Source organism: Burkholderia sp. RF7-non_BP4 (assembly GCF_001521935.1).
GTDB classification, from domain to species: domain Bacteria; phylum Pseudomonadota; class Gammaproteobacteria; order Burkholderiales; family Burkholderiaceae; genus Burkholderia; species Burkholderia diffusa.
In genome coordinates, this window is the sequence record NZ_LOTA01000010.1 from 679,696 (window position 1) to 698,042 (window position 18,347).

21 protein-coding genes, 1 pseudogene and 1 riboswitch are annotated in these 18,347 nt (G+C 68.2%); of the genes and pseudogenes, 9 read left to right on the forward strand and 13 right to left on the reverse strand.

Translation table 11 applies throughout. The annotated features are described in order from the left end of the window. Window positions 1-15 precede the first annotated feature (15 nt). A complete protein-coding gene (locus WS49_RS06685; RefSeq protein WP_059525594.1) occupies window positions 16-1,602 on the reverse strand; it encodes an isocitrate lyase in 1,587 nt (528 codons plus the stop codon). 412 nt (window positions 1,603-2,014) lie between these two features. Between WS49_RS06685 and WS49_RS06690 the strand changes: the two genes are divergently transcribed. From WS49_RS06690 to WS49_RS06705, 4 genes are all read left to right on the forward strand, one after another. Then, window positions 2,015-2,536: a YbaK/prolyl-tRNA synthetase associated domain-containing protein gene (locus WS49_RS06690; RefSeq protein WP_059525596.1), complete on the forward strand. Its 522-nt coding sequence runs from the start codon at window positions 2,015-2,017 to the stop codon at window positions 2,534-2,536. Further along, window positions 2,533-3,171 (forward strand): helix-turn-helix transcriptional regulator, encoded by a 639-nt coding sequence (locus tag WS49_RS06695; RefSeq protein WP_059450358.1) that lies wholly within the window; start codon window positions 2,533-2,535, stop codon window positions 3,169-3,171. Before WS49_RS06690 ends, WS49_RS06695 begins: the two co-directional genes overlap by 4 nt. A 54-nt stretch (window positions 3,172-3,225) precedes the next feature. After that, a complete protein-coding gene (locus WS49_RS06700) occupies window positions 3,226-4,200 on the forward strand; it encodes a threo-3-hydroxy-L-aspartate ammonia-lyase (protein WP_059525597.1) in 975 nt (324 codons plus the stop codon). Between the two features lie 130 nt (window positions 4,201-4,330). Beyond that, entirely contained in the window at window positions 4,331-4,579 is a 249-nt protein-coding gene (locus WS49_RS06705) for a hypothetical protein (RefSeq protein ID WP_059525599.1), read from the forward strand. Between the two features lie 46 nt (window positions 4,580-4,625). On the opposite strand, the gene WS49_RS06710 is transcribed toward WS49_RS06705, so the two are convergent. The 5 genes from WS49_RS06710 to WS49_RS06730 are packed head-to-tail and all read right to left on the reverse strand — an operon-like array spanning window position 4,626 to window position 8,383. Next, a complete protein-coding gene (locus tag WS49_RS06710; protein ID WP_059450361.1) occupies window positions 4,626-5,450 on the reverse strand; it encodes an SDR family NAD(P)-dependent oxidoreductase in 825 nt (274 codons plus the stop codon). A gap of 1 nt (window position 5,451) precedes the next feature. Next, window positions 5,452-6,327: an SDR family NAD(P)-dependent oxidoreductase gene (locus WS49_RS06715; RefSeq protein ID WP_059525601.1), complete on the reverse strand. Its 876-nt coding sequence runs from the start codon at window positions 6,325-6,327 to the stop codon at window positions 5,452-5,454. Between the two features lie 42 nt (window positions 6,328-6,369). Then, a complete protein-coding gene (locus WS49_RS06720) occupies window positions 6,370-7,362 on the reverse strand; it encodes an NADP-dependent oxidoreductase (protein ID WP_059525603.1) in 993 nt (330 codons plus the stop codon). A 54-nt stretch (window positions 7,363-7,416) separates the two neighbouring features. Next, entirely contained in the window at window positions 7,417-8,049 is a 633-nt protein-coding gene (locus WS49_RS06725) for a Dabb family protein (protein ID WP_059525605.1), read from the reverse strand. Next, entirely contained in the window at window positions 8,039-8,383 is a 345-nt protein-coding gene (locus WS49_RS06730) for a hypothetical protein (protein ID WP_059525606.1), read from the reverse strand. Before WS49_RS06730 ends, WS49_RS06725 begins: the two co-directional genes overlap by 11 nt. Window positions 8,384-8,552: 169 nt before the next feature. Here WS49_RS06730 and WS49_RS06735 point away from each other — a divergent pair, with 169 nt between their 5' ends. Next, window positions 8,553-9,596, forward strand: a complete 1,044-nt coding sequence (locus WS49_RS06735) for a helix-turn-helix domain-containing protein (RefSeq protein ID WP_059525608.1) — start codon at window positions 8,553-8,555, stop codon at window positions 9,594-9,596. A 114-nt stretch (window positions 9,597-9,710) separates the two neighbouring features. Next, window positions 9,711-9,903: riboswitch (cobalamin riboswitch) on the forward strand. 316 nt (window positions 9,904-10,219) lie between these two features. After that, window positions 10,220-12,148 (forward strand): TonB-dependent receptor domain-containing protein, encoded by a 1,929-nt coding sequence (locus WS49_RS06740; protein WP_059525610.1) that lies wholly within the window; start codon window positions 10,220-10,222, stop codon window positions 12,146-12,148. A 32-nt stretch (window positions 12,149-12,180) separates the two neighbouring features. Here WS49_RS06740 and WS49_RS06745 read toward each other — a convergent pair whose 3' ends face one another. Next, a complete protein-coding gene (locus WS49_RS06745) occupies window positions 12,181-12,819 on the reverse strand; it encodes a LysE/ArgO family amino acid transporter (RefSeq protein ID WP_059525612.1) in 639 nt (212 codons plus the stop codon). Window positions 12,820-12,933: 114 nt separating this feature from the next. Here WS49_RS06745 and WS49_RS06750 point away from each other — a divergent pair, with 114 nt between their 5' ends. Continuing rightward, window positions 12,934-13,395, forward strand: a complete 462-nt coding sequence (locus WS49_RS06750; RefSeq protein ID WP_059525614.1) for an Lrp/AsnC family transcriptional regulator — start codon at window positions 12,934-12,936, stop codon at window positions 13,393-13,395. 63 nt (window positions 13,396-13,458) lie between these two features. After that, on the forward strand, window positions 13,459-13,869 hold the full coding sequence (locus tag WS49_RS06755; protein WP_059525616.1) for a VOC family protein: 411 nt from the start codon (window positions 13,459-13,461) through the stop codon (window positions 13,867-13,869). Window positions 13,870-13,881: 12 nt separating this feature from the next. On the opposite strand, the gene WS49_RS06760 is transcribed toward WS49_RS06755, so the two are convergent. The 3 genes from WS49_RS06760 to WS49_RS06770 are packed head-to-tail and all read right to left on the reverse strand — an operon-like array spanning window position 13,882 to window position 15,701. Then, window positions 13,882-14,229, reverse strand: a complete 348-nt coding sequence (locus tag WS49_RS06760) for a copper-binding protein (protein ID WP_059525618.1) — start codon at window positions 14,227-14,229, stop codon at window positions 13,882-13,884. A gap of 39 nt (window positions 14,230-14,268) precedes the next feature. Continuing rightward, window positions 14,269-15,060, reverse strand: coding sequence for a DUF2182 domain-containing protein (locus tag WS49_RS06765; protein ID WP_059525620.1), 792 nt, complete (start codon window positions 15,058-15,060; stop codon window positions 14,269-14,271). Beyond that, entirely contained in the window at window positions 15,057-15,701 is a 645-nt protein-coding gene (locus WS49_RS06770) for a DUF1326 domain-containing protein (RefSeq protein WP_059525622.1), read from the reverse strand. The genes WS49_RS06765 and WS49_RS06770 overlap by 4 nt, the downstream gene beginning before the upstream one ends. A gap of 317 nt (window positions 15,702-16,018) precedes the next feature. Between WS49_RS06770 and WS49_RS06775 the strand changes: the two genes are divergently transcribed. Next, window positions 16,019-17,182, forward strand: coding sequence for an MFS transporter (locus WS49_RS06775; RefSeq protein WP_059525744.1), 1,164 nt, complete (start codon window positions 16,019-16,021; stop codon window positions 17,180-17,182). Between the two features lie 23 nt (window positions 17,183-17,205). Here WS49_RS06775 and WS49_RS06780 read toward each other — a convergent pair whose 3' ends face one another. The 3 genes and pseudogenes from WS49_RS06780 to WS49_RS34855 all read right to left on the reverse strand — a co-directional run. Further along, window positions 17,206-17,454 (reverse strand): hypothetical protein, encoded by a 249-nt coding sequence (locus WS49_RS06780; RefSeq protein WP_059525624.1) that lies wholly within the window; start codon window positions 17,452-17,454, stop codon window positions 17,206-17,208. 230 nt (window positions 17,455-17,684) lie between these two features. After that, window positions 17,685-18,215, reverse strand: coding sequence for an acyltransferase (locus WS49_RS06785; protein ID WP_059525626.1), 531 nt, complete (start codon window positions 18,213-18,215; stop codon window positions 17,685-17,687). Between the two features lie 3 nt (window positions 18,216-18,218). Continuing rightward, window positions 18,219-18,347, reverse strand: a pseudogene (locus WS49_RS34855) (electron transfer flavoprotein subunit alpha/FixB family protein); the annotation flags it as partial.

The window sequence follows — 18,347 nt, forward strand, 5'->3', positions numbered from 1 at the left end:
CCGCGGGTATGACGATTACGAGAACTGGTTCATCGTGTTGTCCTTGCCCGCCGCCTTCAGCGCGGCTTCGCCGCTGAAGTATTCCTTGTGGTCGTCGCCGATATCCGAGCCGGACATGTTCTGGTGCTTGACGCACGCGATGCCCTGACGGATTTCCTTGCGCTGCACGCCGGCCACGTAACCGAGCATGCCCTGATCGCCGAAGTATTCCTTCGCGAGATTGTCGGTCGACAGCGCGGCGGTGTGGTACGTCGGCAGCGTGATCAGGTGATGGAAGATGCCTGCTTCACGCGATGCATCGGCCTGGAACGTACGGATCTTCTCGTCGGCGAGCTTGGCCAGTTCGGTCTCGTCGTACTCGACGCTCATCAGCTGCGCACGGTCGTATGCCGACACGTCCTTGCCCGCTGCCTTCATCGCGTCGTACGCCTGCTGACGGAAGTTCAGCGTCCAGTTGAACGACGGGCTGTTGTTGTACACCAGCTTCGCGTTCGGGATGACCTTGCGGATTTCGCTGACCATGCCGCCGATCTGCGCGATGTGCGGCTTTTCGGTTTCGATCCACAGCAGGTCGGCGCCGTTCTGCAGCGACGTGATGCAATCGAGCACGCAACGTGCTTCGCCCGTGCCGGCGCGGAACTGGAACAGGTTGCTCGGCAGGCGCTTCGGACGCAGCAGCTTGCCGTCGCGCTTGATGACGACGTCGCCGTTGCCCAGCTGGTCGGCCGACAGCTCTTCGCAGTCGAGGAACGCGTTGTACTGGTCGCCCAGGTCGCCCGGCGCGTTGGTCACGGCGATCTGCTTGGTCAGGCCGGCGCCGAGCGAGTCGGTACGGGCGACGATGATGCCGTCGTCCACGCCCAGCTCCAGGAACGCGTAGCGGATCGCGCGGATCTTCGCGAGGAAGTCCTCGTGCGGCACGGTGACCTTGCCGTCCTGGTGGCCGCACTGCTTCTCGTCGGACACCTGGTTCTCGATCTGGATGCAGCACGCGCCCGCCTCGATGAACTGCTTGGCCAGCAGATACGTCGCTTCGGCGTTGCCGAAACCGGCGTCGATGTCGGCGATGATCGGCACGACGTGCGTCACGTGGTTGTCGATCTTTTCCTGGATGGCGGCTTTCGCAGCGGCATCCTTGGCGGCATCCAACTCCCGGAACAGGCCGCCGAGTTCACGTGCGTCGGCCTGGCGCAGGAACGTGTACAGCTCGCGGATCAGCGCGCTGACCGAGGTCTTTTCGTGCATCGACTGGTCCGGCAGCGGGCCGAACTCCGAGCGCAGCGCGGCGACCATCCAGCCCGACAGGTACAGGTAACGGCGTTCGGTGCTGTTGAAGTGCTTCTTGATGGAGATCATCTTCTGCTGGCCGATGAAGCCGTGCCAGCAACCCAGCGACTGCGTGTACTTGGCCGGATCGGCATCGTACGCGGCCATGTCGGCGCGCATGATCTTCGCGGTGTACTTGGCGATGTCGAGGCCCGTCTTGAACTTGTTCTGGGCACGCATGCGGGCGGCATACTCGGGGCTGATGGCATTCCACGCGCTGCCGTGGTTTTCCTTCAAGCCAGCCACTGCCTTGATGTCGTCTTGATATTGGGACATGTCAATCTCCTGGGAACGAAGCGCATTTGAGTAAAGGGTTCAGCGTGCCCGCTCCGTGTGACGAAGCGAACTGCATGGACTCAATGGTAACGCCGCCCGATGCGCTTTCGGCGAAGTCTTATATAAGACATAAGATATAAATTTCGCTTGTTTTTCAATGAGATAAGCAATGCGTTTTGCGATGCAAAACAGGTTTTCAAGCGGCGGGACGGCCGCGCGGCGGGAATTCTCCACGCATTCCGCGATATGAAACGGCCTTTCGGCAGTTGGTGGGACGACAAACGCGGCGGCCCATGCGTCGGGCCTTTGTCACGCGCATGACAAAACGTCTATACTTGGACAATTCATCGACGGCGAATCGAAGCGCGCCGTCCCCGCGTACCGCGATGCGCCCCCTCCTGCCCGGATCGACATGAGCGACTATCCCGTTTTCGACGCGCTGTGCGAGCTGCTGAACACCTCCGGCGCGCGGTTCCGCGTGCTCGACCACCCGGCCGAAGGCAAATGCGACGTGATCGCCGCGATTCGCGGCACGCGTCCCGAACAAGGCGCGAAGGCGATGCTCTGCACGTTCAAGGACGGCGGCGACGTCACCGCGCTCGCGGTCATCCCCGGCCATCTGAAGATCGATTTCCGCAAGGTCGCCGACGCGGTCGGCCGCCGCAAGGCGACGCTCGCGCCGCCCGAACTCGCCGCCACGGTCACGCGCTGCGTGATGGGCGCCGTGCCGCCGTTCGTGTTCGACCCGAACGTGACGCTCGTCGTCGACCCCGCGCTGATCGAACTCAACGACGAAATCGCGTTCAACGCGGGCCGCCTCGACCGCCCGGTCGTGCTCGACGCGTCCGACTACGTGCGGATCGCCCGCCCGCTGCTGGCCGACATCACGCGCCCGGAAACGACCGACGCGCCCGCGCTCGAGGCCAATACATGACGACGCCCCGCCCCAGGCCGCAGTCGGAACAGGCATCGCTGATCGAGCAGGTGCTGCGCATCGCCGAAGGGCTCGGCGCGATGTTCGCGCCGTTCACCGAAGTCGTCGTGCACGACCTGCGCACGCCGGAGCACGCGATCCTCGCGATCCACAACAACCTGTCGGGCCGCGCGATCGGCGATCCGGCGACCGAACTCGGGCTCGCGCGCATCGAGGACGACGACTTCCCGCAAGTGCTCGCGAACTACGCGAACCGCTTCGCCGACGGCCGCACCGCGAAAAGCACGTCGATCGGCATCAAGGATTCGAGCGGCCGCTATGTGGCCGCGCTGTGCCTGAACGCGGACGTCACGCTGTTCCGCGGTTTCCAGGGGATGCTGAACCAGTTCTGCAGCACCGAAGGCGCGCCGGTCGCCGAAACGCTCGACCCGGCCGGCGCGGACGCGATCCGGCAGCGCATCGACGCGTTCGCGACGCGCCTCGCGACCACGCCGCGCGAGCTGAAGACCGACCAGCGCCGCGAGCTGATGCAGACGCTGAAGGCCGACGGCTTCCTCGAGGTGCGGCGCGCGATGGAAATCGTGTCGCAGCACCTCGGCGTGTCGCGCGCCACCGTATACAACGATGCGAAATGACCCTGCGCGTGACGGACGCGCGCCCTGTTGACCGACTCTTCCGACGAGCGACTCATGAATACTCCGACCCTCCCCACCTACGACGACGTCGCGGCTGCCGCGGCACGGCTCGACGGCCACGCGCACCGCACGCCCGTGATGACGTCGCGAACGATCGACGAAGCGCTCGGCGCGCAGGTGTTCTTCAAGTGCGAGAACCTGCAGCGCATGGGCGCGTTCAAGTTCCGCGGCGCGTTCAACGCGCTGTCGCGCTTCGACGCGACGCAGCGCCGCAACGGCGTCGTCGCGTTCTCGTCCGGCAACCATGCGCAGGCGATCGCGCTGTCGGCGCGCATTCTCGGCATCCCAGCGACGATCGTGATGCCGCAGGACGCGCCGGCCGCGAAGATGGCCGCGACGCGCGGCTACGGCGGCAACGTCGTGACCTACGACCGCTATACCGAGGACCGCGAGCAGATCGGCCGCGCGCTCGCGGAGCAGCACGGGCTCACGCTGGTGCCGCCGTACGACCACGCGGACGTGATCGCGGGCCAGGGCACGGCGGCGAAGGAACTGTTCGACGAAGTCGGGCCGCTCGACGCCGTGTTCACGCCGCTCGGCGGCGGCGGCCTGCTGTCGGGTACGGCGCTCGCGACGCGCGCGCTGTCGCCGCAAGCGAAGCTGTACGGCGTCGAGCCGGAAGCCGGCAACGACGGACAGCAATCGTTCCGGTCCGGGTCGATCGTCCACATCGACACGCCGCGCACGATCGCCGACGGCGCGCAAACGCAGCACCTCGGCAACCTGACGTTCCCGATCCTGCGGCGCGACGTCGACGACATCCTGACCGCGACCGACGCGGAACTGGTCGACTGCATGCGCTTCTTCGCGACCCGTATGAAGATTGTCGTCGAGCCGACCGGCTGCCTGTCGCTCGCGGCCGCGCGCCGGATGAAGGACGAACTGAAAGGCAAGCGCGTCGGCATCGTGATCAGCGGCGGCAACGTCGATCTCGAGCACTTCTGCGCGCTGGTCGCCGCATCCGCGTGACCGTCACGGCGCGCGGATGACCGCATGAACATCCTGTCATCCGCGCGCGGCCGCTCCTTCACGCCGCGTTAAGTTTCGCGCCCTAGACTGAATGCGTTGTCCCGCAGTCAGTCGTGAAGAAGGAGTTGCCATGAACACGCACGCGATCGTCGCCGCCGCCCTCGCGGCAGCATCCCTCACGGCGTTCGCTCAACCGGGCGCGACGCCATCCGTTTTTTCCGCCACGTCGCCGCACGACCCGGTCGCGCAGGCCGCCCACCGTTCGCCCGCCGCGCTGCCGCATGCCGGCTTCGTGCTCGCGAAGATCGATCAGAACAATACGCCGCCCGACCGCGGCGGCGATCCAGGCGGCCGCACGCGCGCCGGCACGCACATGTAACCTTGCGCGGGCCGGCCGCGTCGGTCGGCCGGCCCGCGTCCCCCCGTCACAACGACGGCAGCGACGGATCGCGCGCGGCGAGGATGTCCGCGGTGCGCCGCTGCAGCGCGCCGTCGATCGTCTCCGGCTGCGGAATCAGCCAGTAACGCCCGTCGCGAATGCCGTCGAACGCCCGCGCCGCGAATGCGTCGGGCGTGAGCCCGTGCGCGTTCAGCATCGCGCGCATCGTGTCGACGAAGCCCTGCACTTCGGGACGGTCGTGCGCGGCGCCGAACGGGTCGTTGAAGATGCCCGTCTGCACCGGGCCCGGCGCGAGCAGCGACACGCCGACCGGCGCGCCGAGCATCTTCAGTTCGCCGTACAGCGATTCGGTCAGCGCGACCACCGCGAATTTCGTCGCCGAGTAAGGCGACATCAACGGGCTCGGCAGAAATCCGCCGACCGACGCGGTATTGACGATGCGCGCGGGCACGTTGCGCTCGAGCATGCGCGGCACGAAGCTGCGGATCCCGTTGAGCACGCCGTGCACGTTGATCGCGAAACTGCGCTCGAACCGTTCCGGCGTGATTTCCCAGCTGAAGCCGGTCGCCATCACGCCCGCGTTGTTGAACAGCAGGTCGACGCCGCCGAAGCGCCGCCACGCGGCGTCGGCCAGCGCGTCGACGGCTTCCGGGCGGCTGACGTCCGTCGGCACGCACAGCACGTCGGTATCGAGCGTCGCGGCGAACGCATCGAGCTTCGCCGGGTCGAGATCGGCCAGCACCACGCGCATGCCGAGCCCGGCGGCATGGCGCGCGAGCCCGCTGCCGATACCGCTGGCCGCGCCGGTGATCACGGCGGTACCGCCGTCGAAGCGAATCGAAGTCGTCATGTCAAAGTCCTGTCGGGTCGATGCGCGGATGCGCGTACGCGGGAACCACGGGCGGCGGCAACGGCGAGCGGCCGTCGAGCGAGCGCACCGCGAGCCCTTGCGACAGCGGGAAATGCAGGCTGTGCGCGACGAGGCCCGTACGCTCGCTTGCCGGCAGGCTGCACAGCGCGAGCGCGGTTTCCGCGAGATATGCGACGTCCTCGGTCGGATAGCCTTCGGGGATGTAGCGGGCCGCGCCCGGCGTGCGGATCGCGGTGCTCGGCGCGACCAGGTTCACCGCGATGCCGTCGGCTTCGAGCTCGGCCGCGAGCCCTTGCGTGAAGCGCGACAGCGCGGCCTTGACCGCCGCATAGACGGTCGCGCCGCCCGCGCGCGAGAAATCGTCGAACGGCCGCGGCGGCGCGAGCGCCGTGACCGAGCCGACGTTCACGATCCAGCCGGCGCCGCGCGCGCGCATCAGCGGAATCGCGGCCTGGCTCAGCGCGAACGGGATGCGCAGATAGTGCTCGATCGTCGTGTCGAACATCGTCATCGGCATCGCGTCGACGCGCGCGTAGTCGGCCACGCCCGCGTTGTTCACGAGGATGTCGAGGCGGCCGGCCGCCTGCGCCGCGCGTCCGACGAGCGCATCGCGCTCGGCCGGGTTCGACAGGTCGGCCGCCAGCGCGATCGCGCGGCCGCCCGCCTGCTCGATCAGCGCGACGGTTTCGGCGAGCGTGCCGGCGGTCGTCGCGGATTGCGTGAGGCTGCGCGCCGTCACGACGACGGTCGCGCCCTCCGACGCGAGGCGCCGCGCGATCGCGCGGCCGATGCCGCGGCTCGCGCCGGTCACGAGCGCGCATTTGCCCGCGAGCGTCGCGGTTCGGGTGTCGGTCATGATGTCTCCGGTAAAGGGGTGTCGTGCGCGGACCGTTCCGTGTCAGCCCGCGATATCCGCAACGTGCAGCACGAACTTGGTTTTCGCGTCGCCCGTTTGAACGAGATCGAGCGCGCGCGCCGCCTGTTCGAGCGGGAAACTGTCGAAGCGCGGCACGCGCAGCACGCCCCGGCCGAGCCGTTCCGCGATCGCCGCCAGCGTGGCGCCGCTCGGCATCCGGCTGTACGTCATCGCGGTGCGCAGGCCGCGCCGCGCGGCTTCGGCGCCCTGCGCGGCCAGCCGCTCCGCATCGCCGGCCGCGAGCGTCATGATGTTCACGAGCGTGCCGCCCGGTGCCAGCAGGTCGAGTGCATCGGGCAGCGTGTCGCCGCCGACCGCATCGAGCACGAGATCGACGCCGCCGGGCGCCCACGCCCGCACGGCCGCCGCGATGTCCTGCGCGCGATAGTCGATGCTCGCCGCCGCGCCGAGCGCCTCGACGCGCGCGCGATTGCGGGCCGAGCACGTCGCCGCGACGCGCGCGCCCGCCTGCGCGGCAAGCTGGATCGCGAACGTGCCGACCGCGCCCGCGCCGCCGTGCACGAGCACGGTCTGCCCGTCACGCAGCGCGCCGTCGTCGAACAGGCCGGCCCACGCGGCCAGCGCGGGCGTCGGCGTGGCGGCCGCTTCCGCGAAGCCGACCGCGTCGGGCAGGCGCACGACCGAGTCGTGCCGCACCGCGACGATTTCCGCATACGCGCCCCAGCGCCCCGCGCCGACGTCGGTCTGCGCGAACACGCGCATCCCCGGCACGAAACCTTCCACGCCCTCGCCGACCGCCTCGACCACACCGGCCGCGTCGAAGCCGATCACGAACGGAAACGTGATCTGCATGAACGCGCCGAGATAGCCTTCGCGGCATTTCCAGTCGGCGGGATTGACGCCCGCGTACGCGACGCGGATCAGCACGTCGCCGGGGCCCGGCCTCGGTGCGGGAACGTCGGCCATTCGCAGCGCGTCGGAATGGCCGACGCGGTCGATCAGCAAGGCTCGCATGGTGGTGTCTCCAGGGTTGTCGTTTGCATGGCGGCGGGTCGCATGCGCCGCGCGTCACGCGGCCGTGTCGGCCAGCAGGCTCGACGCGAGCGGACAGAACGCGTGCGAGATCGCATCGACCGTCCAGTCGGGGCTTTCGGCGTCGAAGCGGCGGTCGACCCAGCCCCAGTGATACGGATGCAGCAGGTATTCGCCGAGCAGATCGCCGGCGTGCGCGAATTCCTGTTGCCAGACGTGGGTCCACGCACCCGGCGTCACGATCCGGCTCAGCCGCCAGTTGCGGATGCCGGGCATGAACGCGGGCATGCGCAGCAGTTCGCGCTCGAGGTCGCGCACCTGTGCTTCGTCGGCCTTCGGCCGCACGCGCAGCATCAGCGTGCGCCATACGCCGTCGCGCAGCGCCGGCTCGCGCAGGCCGCCGCCGATTGCCTGGCATGCGGCGCCGTCGATCCGCGCGACGCCCGGTATGCGGGCCAGCGCGGTGAAGTCCGGCGCGTGGTCGGCCGCCCGTTCGTCGCGCAGCACGTCGAGCGTGTAGTCGCCCGCGTTCCAGCAGCCGTCCAGATTGCGCGCGAGCGCCACGCGGGTCGCGCCGGGCAATGCTTGCGCGGCGTCGCGCAATGCACGTTCGAACGCGCCGGCATCGTCGGTCGCCGAAGCGAATATCTGCGCCGTGTCATGCCGCATGCTCGACCTCCGTCAGCGCAGGCAGCGGCGCATCGGCTTCCGTCATCACATGGCGGCGGCGGGCATCGCACAGCGCGTCGACGGCCATCCAGAACGCGACCACGTCGCCGTCGGTCAGCGCGCGCATCCGGTAGTACGCCGGCGCATCGGCAACCTGCCACGTCAGCCACAGCGTGCTCGGCTGCCCCGGCACCGCGACGGGCGGCGACACCCAGCGGCCGGCCGCCGTCAGTCCGCGCGCCGCGTGGCCCGGCAAATAACGGTCGCGCAGCAGCGCCAGCACGTCGGGAATGCGCTCGGGCGCGAGGGTGATTTCGTCTACGATCTGGATCATTCGCGGGTCGTCTCGGGAGGTTCGTGGCGCAATGCGATGCCGGTCGCCTACGCCGTTCCGGCGAGGCCGGAAGCGGCCGGCGTGGATAGCATTCTTGCGTGGCGACGGCCGGCGAACCCCTACCGGCCCGCTCAACGGCCCCTGTCGTAACGCTCAGATCGGGAGAGAGATGAAACAGCGCGCAATGCCGGCACGCGGCCGCATGCTGCCGGGCCTCGGCGCCCGCCTGCTGGACGAGCTGACGCGCAGCGGCGCACCGCCGGCGGAACGACCGACGACGCCGGCCGCCGACGTCGCGTCGACGACGCCCGGCGGCTTCGTCGCGCTGTACCGCGACGCGATCGAGCGGCTCGAGGCGCAGGTTGCGCGCGGCAACGGCCATCCGCCGATGCGCAAGCAGGAAGTCGACCTGATGTGCCGCTGCCTGCTCAGTTGCGCGACGCTCGCCGATGCGATCCGCTGCGCGGCCGAATTCTGCGAGATGCTGACGCCGCGCGCCGGCGCGCTGTCGCTCGCGGTGCGCGACGGGCGCGCGACGTTCCGGATGGATTCGCTGCGCCGCACGCGCAGCCCGGCCGCGTGCCTCGTCGACCTGACGGGCTTGTTCTGCTATCTGCAGCTGTTCGGCTGGCTGATCGGGCAGCCGCTGCGACCGGACGAAGTCTGGCTCGGCCATCCGCGCCGCGACGACGCGATGCCGCTGCTCGGGCTGTTCAATGCGCCGGTCGACGTCGGCCGCAAAACCTATGGTTTCGCATTCGACGCCGCGCGGCTCGATGCCCGCGTGATCCGCCAGCCGGGCGAGCTGGCCGCGTTCCTCGTCGATTTTCCGTTTCGTCTGATCGATGCGGCGCCGGCCGTCGTGTCATGGGCGCAGCAGGTGCGCGGCTTTCTCGACGCGGCGCTCGCGCGCGAGCAGGCGCTGCCCGCGCTTGCCGAACTGGCGACATGGCTCGGCGTCAGCGAGGCGACGTTGCGACGGCGGCTGGCGGCCGAAGGCAGCGGGTATCACGCGTTGCGCGAGCAGTGTCTCGCCGACGTCGCGCGGCGCTGCCTGCGCGAGTCCGATTGGCCGGTCGCGCGGATCGCCGCGCATCTCGGGTTCGGCGGCGAGGAAGCATTCCGGCGGGCGTTCGTGCGATGGACGGGCGTCGCGCCGAGCCGGTTCCGCCGCGATTGCCGCGCGGCCAGCGCGCCCTTTCCTCAGATGTAAAGTAAAGGGGGCCTCATGTCTCGCAAGCGAGGATTTGGAAGAGAATCCGGCGGTCACTGACGTTTTTTCGCATCCCCGCGCGCTTCGCCGATTGACGCGCCGGAGCGCTCGCCATTACGCTTGCGCGCTGATGGTTCCCGGAGACGGGATCAAAAGGGAACGCAGGAGAGGCAGCGCCTCGAATCTGCGGCTGCCCCCGCAACTGTGAGCGGCGAATCCGCACTACTCCACGCCACTGGGAAACCGGGAAGGCCGGTGCGAATAGCGACCCGCGAGCCAGGAGACCTGCCATCGACCCGAGGTCCAAGCAGCCGCGCCGGGCGGGGTGTCCCGGAGCGCCAGGCATCGCCTTTGGCGGTCGCCCCCGTTGCATGGACGGCCCGACCTCAGGACCCGTCAGATGTCCAGTCTTTCCGCCTCCGCTTCCTCGCCGGAAGCGTCGTGCCGTCGCGCCAGCCATGGGCGCGGCGTGTCCGCACGCGTGTGCCGTGCCGTGTCGTTCGATCCGCGCGACGACCGCCCATGCCGTCCGGTCTCGCGATAGACCGATACGAACCCGGGCGGTACGCACCGCCACCCGCTTACGCTCGCCGTACCTGCAACACGATCACCCTCATTGCCTCATGAATCTTCGCCACTTTCTCGCCACGTCCGCCGCCACGGCGCTGTTCGCCCCGATCGCCCATGCCGCCGGCGACACGGCGCTCCCGCAGCCACCCCAACCCGCCGCAGCCGCCGACCTGCCGACGATCAGCGTGACCGACACGCGGCACCTGCCCGAATCGTTCGACCAGCGCTATGCGACGACACAGGTGCTCACGCGCGCCGATCTCGATCGGCTGTCGCCGAGCGACCCGAGCATCACGCAGGCGCTCGCGACGCTGCCGGGCGTGACCGTCTCGCAAAACGGCGGCCCCGGCTCGTCCGCGTCCGTGAGCATCCGCGGCTCGTCCGCCAATCAGGTCGCGGTGTTCATCGACGGCATCCGGATCGGCTCGCCGACGACCGGCATCGCGCCGTGGGCCGACCTGCCGACCGACGCGTTCGAACGCGTCGAGGTGATCTCGGGGCCGGCCGCCGCATCGTTCGGCGCGAACGCGATGGGCGGCGTCGTGCAACTGTTCACGCGCCGCGCCGCCGGCCAGCCGAACCAGACGACCGTGTCGTTCGGCGGCGGCTCGAACAAGACCTTCGACACGCAGGTGCGCACGTCGGGCACCGTGCCGTCGACGGGGCCGCTCGCCGCGCTCGGCGGCCTCACCTACACGCTCGGCCTGCACAGCTACAACACGGCCGGCATCGACGCGACACGGCCGTTCGCCTACGGGCACGAGGACGGCCGCAATCCGTATCACGCGCAGGACCTCGATGCGCGACTCGGCTACGCGCGCGACAACTGGTCGATCTCGACGTTCGCGCTGTATCACCGCTCCGACCTGTCCTATGACAACGCCGGCTTTGCGAATCGCGAGCTCGATCATCAGCTGACGACCGGCATCGCGTTCCATCTCGACATCACGCCCGACACCCAGTTCGACCAGTCGTTCGGTTATGCGAACGACCGCCAGTTCCTGTATGCGAGCGACCCGACCATTCTGACCGACCAGATCAACTCGCAGCGCATCAGTTCGTCGACGTCGCTGACCCATCAGGAACACGGCTTCCGGCTGTTCGGCCTGCCGCTGTCGGGCGAGACGAAGGTCGCGTACGACTTCACGCGCGAGCAGGCCTTCCTGCCCGTCGACGTGCCGGACGGCGTGCCCACGCGCAACGACTCCGCGTTCTCGCTGCATCAGTCGGCGACGCTCGGCAGCGTCACGATGTTCGTCGCGGGGCGGCACGAGATCATCGCCGGCAAGGCCGTGAACACCGGCAACGCCGCGCTGTCGTGGGCCATCACGCCGGTCTATACGGCGCGCGTGTCGTACGGCAACGCGTTCCGCCTGCCCTCGTTCAACGACCTGTACTACCCGGGCTACGGCAACCCGGACCTGAACCCGGAACGCAGCGATTCGGTCGAGGCCGCGCTCGATGCGAACACGGCGTACGGCACGTTCAGCGCCGCGATCTACGACACGCGCATCAACAACCTGATCGCCTACAACCCCGCGACGCGCTCGCCGATGAACATCGGCCGCTCGCATATTCGCGGCATCGACCTGTCGTACAAGGGCACGATCGGCCGTTATACGCCGGTGAGCGTCGCGGTCGGTTTCCTGAATCCGCAGGATGAAACCAACGACAGCTGGCTCAACCGCCGGCCGCGCCAGACGGTCAGCGTCAACGTCGACCACACGTGGGACGAATTCAACCTGCACGCACTGAGCACGGGCGCGTCGCTGAACTACGGCGGCACGACGTTCGACGACCCGGCCAACACGACGTATCTGCCGTCGTACCTGACCGTGAACCTGCGCGCGTCGTACAGGATCAATTCGCACCTGACGGTGTCGGCGACGCTGTCGAACCTGTTCGACCGTCAGTACATGACCGCGTACGGCTACAACACGCTCGGCCGCACCGCGTTCGGCAAGGTCAGCTACACGTTCTGACCGCGCGCGGTGTGCCGGTGCCGCGGCGCGCGTCATGACCAGACGACGCCGCGCATGCCCGCGATCAACTGGATCGCGCCGAACACCGCGATCACGATGGCCGACACGCGCGACAGCCCGTGCACGAACGTGAGCGGCATCTTCGCTCGCAACGCGGCGGTCGCGCCGCTCAGGCACAGCCACCACGTCGCGGATCCGAGGAACACGCCCGCGACCATCGACGCCACGGTCGGCCCCATCGTGCCTTCATGCGTGCCCGCCAGCGGGCCGAGCGCCGCGAAGATCCCGACGAACGACAGGATCGTCATCGGGTTCGACAGCGTGAGGCCGAAGGTCGTCAGGAAATCGCGCAGCACGGTCGTGCGCGGCACGTCGTGCACCGCAGCCGACGCGGCCGGCACCTGCCGCGCGATGGACCAGGCCAGCCACACGAGGAACGCGCCGCCGACGATTTTCAGCGCGACGGTCAGCATCGGAAACGCGGTGACGATGCCGGCGACGCCCAGCGCGCCGAGCAGCCCGTAGATCGCATCGGCGCACGCGGCGCCGATGCCCGTCGCGAACCCCGCGTGAAAGCCGCGGCTCAGGCTGCGCTGGATGCAGAGCATGCCGATCGGGCCGACCGGCACGGCGATCGACAACCCCATCACGACGGACTTGATGAACAGCATGGCCGGCTCCTCGCGACATGCAATGACATGAACCGCATCGTAGGGAAAGTCCGGTCGCCGCTGAAGACGGTTTTTAAGGAAAAATGGGGCCTTCACCTTAAAAACTCCGCCGCGATGGACGAACTCGACTGGAAGATACTCGCGCTGCTGCAGGCCAACGGCCGCATCAGCTACACGGAGCTGGCGCGCCAGGTTCACCTGTCGGTGCCGGCGGTGACGGAACGCGTGAAGCGCCTCGAATCGGCCGGCGTGATCGACGGCTACACGGCGCGGGTCAACCCGGCCGCGGCCGGCTACCCGGTGAGCGCGCTGATCGGCATCACGGTGCCGCAGCCGGCGAAGGCGAAGTTCCTGAAACTGCTGGAGACGATTCCCGAAGTGGTCGAGTGCCATCACGTGACCGGTGCGGATTCCTACGTGATGCGGTTCGTCGCCGTCAGCATGGCGCACCTCGAGCAACTGATCGAGCGCATCAACCTGTACGGCGAAACGCGCACGTCGATCGTGATGTCGACGCCGCTGCCGGCGCGCGGGCTCGCACGGCCGGCAGCCGCGGTCAAAGGCATGCGGGGGTGACAGGACGCCCCGCGTTGCGCGATGCTGTGCGCGACGCACCTTGCACGAACCGGACAACCTGCCATGTCAGTGATCGGACTCAGTCATTACAACCTGCGCGCGGATCGCGCCACGCTCGATACGCTGCGCGATTTCTACGTGAACGTCGTGGGCCTCCACCCGGGCTATCGACCGCCGTTCCAGAGCAACGGCTACTGGCTCTACGCGGGCGCGCAGGCGATCCTCCACCTGTCGGAAGCGCGGCCCGGCGAGGTTCGGCCGGCGCACGTCGTCAATACGTTCGACCATATGGCGTTTTCATGCGAGAACGCCGCCGACATGGAACGGCGCCTCGCCGACGCGCAGGTCCGGTACTCGCGCACGTACGTGCCGCTCACGCGCCAGCTTCAGCTGTTTTTCAGCGATCCGGCCGGCAATGGCGTCGAGTTGAATTTCGCTGAAGCCGAGGGTGACTCCGGCGACGGGCCGGGTTAGCACCGGCGATCGCTACTGCCGTTGCACGAGCTTCACGATCGTCAGCGTGCCCGCCACGCGCTCGACCCGGACCTTGACCTTGTCGCCCACGTGCAACGACTCGATCATCGCCGGGTCGCCGGCCTTGAACGCCATCGTCATCGGCGCCATCCCGACGTTCTCGAGCGCGCCGTGCTTCAGCGTCACCATGCCGTGCGCGGCATCGATCCGCTTCACTTCGGCATCGGTCAACGCCGAATCCGGCGCCGACATCTTCATGTCGCCCATGCTCATGTCGGACATGCTCCCGCCCGCACGCACCGGCGTCGCGACGACGGCCATCGCGCCGAGGACTGTGATGGCGAGGCATCGGATTTTCATCGACACACTCCGTTGTCCAGCCGAAGACGCACGCGCCCGCTACACCAGCAACGTCGCGACCGCCCACGCGATCAGCACGATGCCCAGTGCGCGACCCATGCGCTCGCCGCCCGGCAACACCTTTTCGACGAGCACGAACAGCGACAACGCGACGATCCACACGACGTTCATCACGCCGCCGACGAACAGCAGCGCCATCAGCAGCCAGCAGCAGCCCACGCAATACGCACCGTGCCGCACACCGAGCAGGAAGCTGCCCGCGACTCCCGGGCGCCAGTACGTCGTGAGAAACCGGACCGGTGACCGGCATTGCCGCAGGCACGCCTGTTTCAGCGGCGAGAATTGATAGGCGCCGGCCAGCGCGAGGACGATCGCGGACAGCGCGGCGCTCTTCGACCACAGCATCATTCCGGAGATCAGGCCGGCAGGCTGCAGCAGCATCTGCAGCACGGCGGCGGCGACCGAGAACGCCAACCACGCGGCCAGATAGCCGGCCAGCAGGAACGCCGACGTCACGGCCGCCCCGGCGCCCTGCGCACCGCGATGCCGCAGCACGCGCCGGTACAACAGCACGAGCGGCGCCGCGCCGGGCGTCATCATCGCGATCATCATCACCCACCACATCAGGACCACGGTCGCCAGCGACGGCTCCATGGCCCCCATGTCGTCGGCCAGCCGATGCGGAAACAACGCCACCGCCGTCATGTCCAGCGCCGACATGCCGGTGCCCGCGCCCGTCCACAGGTAGACCCAGCACGCGCCGACGAGCGCGGCCATGCCGAGCAGCGTGACGACGCGATCGCGTCCGAGAAAATCGCCGACGGGGATCATGCCGCGACGCGATGCCGGATCAGCCCATGGTTGTTCAGGTGAAGCCGCGCGAACTGCGCGTAGCTCCGCTCGAGATTCAGCTCGATATGGCCACGTGACCGGCCGGTGCCCGAACCGATCTCGGCCAACTCGTATTCGAAGCCGTGCGGCAGGTCGATCCGCACGCGATGCTCGGCGCCCGTCACCGGATTGCGGATCGGTTCGCCGACGATGTCGAACACGCCCTCGACGCCGATTCGGCCGCGCCGCGCGTCGACATCGACGTCGAAATCGATCTTCGCGAAGATCGGATCGTATGCGTGCTCGAGCGTCGACGCGAACACGGAGAACATCGTCGCGAACGGATCGGTGTCCTGACCGGTCATGATCTTCAGCACGGCCTCGCACTGCGCCGGACTCGCGCGCTCGTCGACGATCGGCTGGCATCGTCCGTGGCCTTCGTGAATCGGCCCCGGCCACTGGAACACGACCGCGATCCGGACGCCATCGAGCACCACGTCGCCGTAGTGGCCGCCGTCGATCGAAATCGCACCCATCGCTTCGCAGTTGCCGTGCGTCGGCAACGAATTGAACTGGCAGGGGCAACCGTATGAGCAATTGCAGTTCATTAGTTCGGTTCCCTGAATCTCCCAAGGCGTCATGGCTTCACCTCGCGCGTTCGGTGGCACGTAATGTTTCGAATCTAGTGCAGCGCACAGGGGAAAGCAAAGGCCGCGCGAGACGCGCGAACGAGCGAAGTAAATGCCGCCGCCGGCGTCGTGCGACGACGCTGATCGGACGAATGCGTTGTCGTCGTGCGGCGCCTCCGGCGCGCCCGGTGGACCATGTTCGAACCACGTCCGACAGGAGCCAACGGCGCGATCACGTCATCGCAAATGCGGGCATCCCGCATCGTCCTGGTCCATACTGTCTCGCATTCGACGATTTCTGACCGTCTCTGCCGCCCCGGATGGCTGTCATGCGCGTTCAAACTGCGTTGCTCTTTCTCGTCGGCACCCTGCTCACCGCGGGCGGCTACGGCGCAACCTTCCTGCTGTCGATGCGTTTTCGCGCGATCGGCGGCAGCGATCTCGATACCGGAGCCGCACTGGCCGCCGCGACCGTCGGCACCTTCGCCGGTCTGGCGGTGGTCGGCTGGTTCTCGCGGCAGATCGGCGCCGCGCGGATCGCGGCGCTGTCGTCGCTGTGCATCGGCGCCGGCATCGTCGGCTTCGCACTCGTCGGGCGCGCGCCGGCCGCCGATTTGCCGTCCGGCTTCCTGGTCGGCTTCGGCTGGGGCGCGTTTCACCTGGCCGCGCCGATGTCGCTGGCCGAGCGGACCAGCGGCGCCGCCCGGAACGTGTGGTTCTTCCGCTCGGCGACTTTCCAGATGACGGGGATCGGCGCGTCCCCGGCGTTCGCCTCGTATGCGATGCGCATGTTCCACTGGTCGATCGACGACACGCTTTATGCGGTCGGCGCGTTGTGCGCGCTCGCGTCGCTGATGTTCGAAGCGTTCGGTCGCCTGTGTCCGCACCCGCCCGCCGCGGCATCCGGTGGCCGCTGGGTACGCGAACTCCGGGCCATCTCGCGCACGCGCGCGGCCGCGCCGATCGCGATGATCGCGCTCGGCACCTGCGTGTTCTCCGGCCTGATGACGTTCCAGATGTCGTTCATGCAAGGCACGCAGGCGCGCGCCGGCACATTCTTCAGCCTTTACACGATGACGGTGCTGAGTGCGCGCTGGCTGCTTGGGAAATGGGTCAGGATGGCGCGCCCCGAAACCGCGACCAAGGGGTTGCTCACGATGATGATGCTTGGTGCGCTCGCCATGTTCGGCGCCGCCCAGCATGCATCGCTACAGGCCGTCGCGGCCGTGCTGCTCGGCGCCGGCTACGGGCTCATGTATCCGGTCATCCAGGCACAGGCGCTCAACGATTGCGCGGATACGCAACGGCATGGCGTGCTGACGTGGTTCGTCGCGTCGTATTTCATCGGCACGTTCGGCTTTCCGTCGGTCGGCGGCTGGGTCATGGTGCATGCCGGCAAGGGCGCGTTGCTGATGCTCATCGCGAGCTGCGGTCTCGCGGCGCTGTCGCTCGCGTTCCTGCACGACCGGCCGGCGCCGGTGCGCACGCAATAGGCGACTGCGCGGCGCCCGCTCGGCTAACCGGGTTTCTTCTGCGCGCGAGCGACGGCGAACCACCCCATCACCGCGCCCGCGACCCACGCGCAGGTCAGCAGCAGGTCGAGGTCCATCATTCCTTCGAAATTCGCACTGTTCTCGAAGCTGCAATGCCGGCTGCCGAGGAACGCGATGCAACCGCTGGCGACCCACTGGACGTGCATGAATATGTGATAGACGGCGAAAGCCGAAGCGATGATGGCGACGCGCAGGCGTGTGGTCGTTTTCATTCGGCGCCGGAGGCGGAGGGATGGTCTGACGCCGATCTTAAGACAACGACGCCGGATCAGGCAATCGATCCCGCGCGAACGTCACGACCGGCATGCGCGAAGGCGAATCGCCATCCGCACAAACCCCGAGAAAAACCGTCGCATCGTGCACGGAGCCGCAGTATTCACGCCAGCCGACGACGGCTTTCTGGCCGGCAAGCATCCGCCGCCGGATCGAAGACGCGCATCGCCTATGCGCCGTCGATCTGCCTGAGCGTCCTCAAGCAATCCACCGCGAGCTGCTGATAGACGCGCGTGCCGTTCGCCTTCGCGTCGATCTCCGCGGCGCTCAGCCGCCGCACCACGCGCCCCGGCACGCCGGCGAGCAGCACGCCGCGCGGCACGACGTAGCCGACCTTCACGAACGCGCAGGCCGCGACGATCGTCGTCGCGCCGATCGTCGCGCCGTCCATCACGACCGCGTTCATCCCGATCATCGTGTCCGGCTCGAGCGTCGCGCCGTGCACGATCGCGCCGTGGCCGATGTGGCTGTTCACGCCGAGCCGGCACGTCTCGCCGATGCCGACGTGCAGCACGCAGCCGTCCTGCACGTTGCTGCCGTCATCGACGACGATCGCGCCGAAGTCGCCGCGCAGGCTGGCATGCGGGCCGATGTAGCAGCCCGCGCCGATCGTCACGTCGCCGATCACGACCGCGCTCGGATGAACGTACGCGGACGGATCGACGCGGGGCCGCATGCCGTTGAATTCGAACAGCGGCATCGCTCAGAGCGCCGCGGCCGCTTCGGGAACGAGCGTGAACAGATCGCCGACGAGGCCGTAGTCGGCCACGCTGAAGATCGGCGCTTCGGGATCCTTGTTGATCGCGACGATCACCTTCGAATCCTTCATGCC